This window comes from Weizmannia sp. CD-2023, from assembly GCF_036225245.1.
Lineage (GTDB): Bacteria > Bacillota > Bacilli > Bacillales > Bacillaceae_C > Weizmannia > Weizmannia faecalis.
The window spans coordinates 1-3,456 of sequence record NZ_JARTJQ010000079.1; the positions used below are offsets into that span (position 1 = coordinate 1).

Here is a 3,456-nt window from a genome sequence, read left to right on the forward strand (position 1 = left end):
CAAAGTGGGCCTTGTTATTCTCATGTTCCTCCTGGTTGGTCACTGGGGGCCTATGCTAATAAAGAGAGAACCAATCATGTAAGACAAATGACACTGATCATGTTAACAATGGAAATGATCCTTTAACCATAAAGCAGGGTGCAAAACTTGGTTATAACTATATAGTAAACCTTAATAAAGTACATAAAGAGGGAAATGAGCTTGTACTAACGGTAACTTTGGAAAACAAGGAGTCAAAGGAACTCGTTATTTCCCCCGATCTTTTCCAACTAAGAAACGATGATGAGGAACAGTTGGATTTCATTCGTGCTGACTTCAATAAGGATTTAACACCTGGAAAGAAAATGTAAGGGAAGCTAATTTATAAGTTAGCAGGAAAGGCACCATATCGTTTTATAGCTACTTCTGCCCATTCAACTGCGGATAAGGCAGAATGGGAGATTGGGGAGAAAGATTTATAAGCATTTCTTGTAGGACGTGAATCTTTTACTTTAAAAGAAAGGATATTTACTATGTCATCTGTAAAAATTTCTTATGAAATGACGGATAAAGACATATTTGCGTTGTTAAAAGATAACTTTTTCTTTTCTCCACGAGTAGTTAGAGTACGACGCATATGTTATGTTTTTGTTGTTCTTTTCTGTCTTATTTATTCAAACTATTACCTTCATTCGACAATCGAAGATATTCTGATGAATATTGTCCTTACCTTATTTATAGCTTTCCTCTTTCCCCCACTCTGGAAATTAAATTTAATTAGAATAGCGAAAGCGCACATCAAAAAAAGTAATCTGGCAAATTTCAAAAAAAGATTTGAGTTTGTTTTTCAGCCTGATTCTGAATCTTTTTTAAGGATTAATATGGAATCCAATTCAGAAGAACGAATAATGTGGAAAGATGTAATAAGAGTTCACCAAGATGAGAGCCATTATTTTTTATACTTAAGTGGAAATAAAGCGATTATTCTTCCTAAACAACATGAAATATCCGACGAAGAAAACGAGAGATACCATGAGATTATTGATAAGTTCATTTCAAATAATGGGAACTGAAATATAGAACAGCTCCCTCGTTTTTAATGAATATTCATTATTTTAATCAATTGAATGATTTTCTTGCGATCGCCGGTATCAACACGTACTAACTTTGTATTTTTGATAATATCATTGTATAGCTTTGCGCCAGCAGGATATTTACCGTCCCATCGTAACGGAACATTGTATACATTAATCGTGCCGTTCCCATTGCTACTATAAGTTACTGATCCATCTACTAATCGTGATCCAGCTAATTGAATCACATCTTTTGGATACTTTGCACTCGTTTCATCTTTAGAATTGAGTGGCGTTCCGGCGGGGATACGGTAAACGTTTAGTTCATCTATATTTTGGTTTGGTCCCACTTGTAGCCAGACCCGAGCATATTCGATCTCCTGTGAGGAGTAATTAGACAAATCATCATTCCCGATTTTATTTGGCTTCTCTTTTTCTGCTTTATCTAAAGAGCTATCTTTTGAATTAGAATTATCACCAGAAGAGCTATATGCGCCCGTTTCCGACTTATTCATGGTTGAATCCGAATCTTTATTTGAAGAATCTTTTTGTTCTGTTTTAGTATTTGCAACTGATGTGGACTTCTCTTTTGAAGGAGTTGATTTAGACTGTTCATGACTATTGGTTGAACACCCAACAAGCATGAGAATAAGTAATATCAGAGAAATATTCCAACCCAAAATCTTTTTCTGCTTCTTCATTCACCCATTCCTTTCTCTCATTGCCGATGTTCAGTTAAAATTTTCCTAAAAATACTTTATTCAGTTCTATAGTATACGTTTATAATGATCTTGTAAAGTATTGAAAATACAAAATATAATGACTCCAAACGGTTTATCCTAAATATCCATGTCTCCCTTCTCCTCTTTTAATCATTGCTGTATGATATCTCATTATAAGTTTATGGCAAAAGCAAGCTAGTATTAAGTATTAAAACCAAAAGAGATAAATTACCAAGCTTATCCAAAAAATCCTTCCCTCATTAGCTATTATATTGGTCCTCCAATTGCGATTGCAACAAGCAAAAGATAAGTGAAGACGGCTCCCCCAATAAATAGTACACCGTTTAATAAGACACTTAAAACTACAACAGGTTTATTTTTTGTTCTTATTCCCCAGATCATAGCCACTAAAAAGCCCATGTCTATCATTGAATAGAATATGACAACAACCCATAAATTTACATTTTGAATTTGCCTGATGATCATTAAAAATACGATTGCGGCCATAAGCAAAATAAGAGTTAAGAATATCGGTTTCCCATCTTTTTTCTTATTTTTGAATGAATCACCCATAAAATCACCTCGGAAGTAGAGCTTGCTGCACACATTTAGATACACTTAAGCTCTAACGTTTTGTAGTTTAATTAAAATTCAGTGTTATAACTTAAAATAAGCTTATTCATAAATTCCTGGTATTCTGTATTTTCCTTGATGGATGGTTTGTGATATTTTGGAAGCACAATTGCTATGTTCCCTTCTAAATATAAAAAAGAATGGTTCTCGTCCTGATGAATTCTTACAATACTCTTCCACATTATTTTATCTTCTGCATTGGTTTCTGTGTTCATCCTAAAGGAATCAGAATCAGCTTGAAAAATAAACACAAATTTTTTCTTTAATTTTTCTAGATTTCTTCTTGTGTTACCCTTTTTCGCTTTTCTCATCAAAAGAAATTTCCAGTAAGGAGAAAATATCATAGCTATAAAGATTGTGATTGCAATATTTATCAGGATGGATCTGACACTAGAGTGGTCAAAATAGCTTAAAAGAATCAGACAAACTTAAATAGAAAAAGCATGTAAAAAACGTCGCAATTTAATGCCGAATGGTGAAAAAAAGAAATCATCTTTCACTAACACAAATATATCTTCATCTTTTACTTCATAAGTGATTTTCACCGGCATTGTAAATATCCTTTCTTTTAAAGAAATGCTTATAAATCTTTTTCGTCAATTTCCCACTCTGCCTTATCTGCAGTTGAATGAACGGAGGTAGCTATAAAACGATATGGCGCTTTTCCTGTTAACTTATAAGTTAACGTCCCTTCCATTTTCTTTCCAGGTGCTAAATCCTTATTGAAGTCAGCACGAATGAAATCCAACTGTTCCTCATCATTGTTTTTTAGTTGGAAAAGATCAGGAGAAATAACAAGTTTCTTTGGCTCCTTATTTTCCAAAGTTACCGTTAGTACAAGCTCATTTCCATCTTTATGCACACTATTTAGTCTTACCCCATAGTTATTACCAAGTTTTGCACCCTGCTTTACGGTTAAAGGATCATTTACATTGTTAACATTACCAGTATCATTTGTCGTTTGTCTTACATGATTGGTTCTCTCTTTATTAGCACAGGCCCCCAGTGAACCAACCAGGAGGAACATGAGAATAACAAGGCCCACTTTG

At 33.9% G+C, this 3,456-nt stretch carries 5 protein-coding genes; 1 reads left to right on the top strand and 4 read right to left on the bottom strand.

Annotation, left to right across the window (positions count from 1 at the left end):
• The first annotated feature begins 692 nt into the window (after window positions 1-692).
• Window positions 693-1,052, top strand: a complete 360-nt coding sequence (locus P9687_RS11860; RefSeq protein ID WP_161788368.1) for a YcxB family protein — start codon at window positions 693-695, stop codon at window positions 1,050-1,052.
• Window positions 1,053-1,075: 23 nt separating this feature from the next.
• On the opposite strand, the gene P9687_RS11865 is transcribed toward P9687_RS11860, so the two are convergent.
• From P9687_RS11865 to P9687_RS11880, 4 genes are all read right to left on the bottom strand, one after another.
• Entirely contained in the window at window positions 1,076-1,753 is a 678-nt protein-coding gene (locus P9687_RS11865; RefSeq protein WP_035191064.1) for a hypothetical protein, read from the bottom strand.
• A 288-nt stretch (window positions 1,754-2,041) separates the two neighbouring features.
• Window positions 2,042-2,347, bottom strand: coding sequence for a hypothetical protein (locus tag P9687_RS11870; protein ID WP_029143096.1), 306 nt, complete (start codon window positions 2,345-2,347; stop codon window positions 2,042-2,044).
• Window positions 2,348-2,418: 71 nt separating this feature from the next.
• On the bottom strand, window positions 2,419-2,718 hold the full coding sequence (locus P9687_RS11875) for a YcxB family protein (RefSeq protein ID WP_035191062.1): 300 nt from the start codon (window positions 2,716-2,718) through the stop codon (window positions 2,419-2,421).
• Window positions 2,719-2,987: 269 nt separating this feature from the next.
• Window positions 2,988-3,456: DUF4352 domain-containing protein (locus P9687_RS11880; protein ID WP_328228898.1), on the bottom strand; the 469-nt coding region annotated here is incomplete at its 5' end.

Excerpts from the sequence above, each read along its gene's own strand:
- P9687_RS11865 (WP_035191064.1), bottom strand. The coding sequence starts at position 1,753 with ATGAAGAAGCAGAAAAAGATTTTGGGTTGGAATATTTCTCTGATATTA.
- P9687_RS11860 (WP_161788368.1), top strand. The coding sequence starts at position 693 with ATGAATATTGTCCTTACCTTATTTATAGCTTTCCTCTTTCCCCCACTC.
- P9687_RS11875 (WP_035191062.1), bottom strand. The coding sequence starts at position 2,718 with ATGAGAAAAGCGAAAAAGGGTAACACAAGAAGAAATCTAGAAAAATTA.
- P9687_RS11870 (WP_029143096.1), bottom strand. The coding sequence starts at position 2,347 with ATGGGTGATTCATTCAAAAATAAGAAAAAAGATGGGAAACCGATATTC.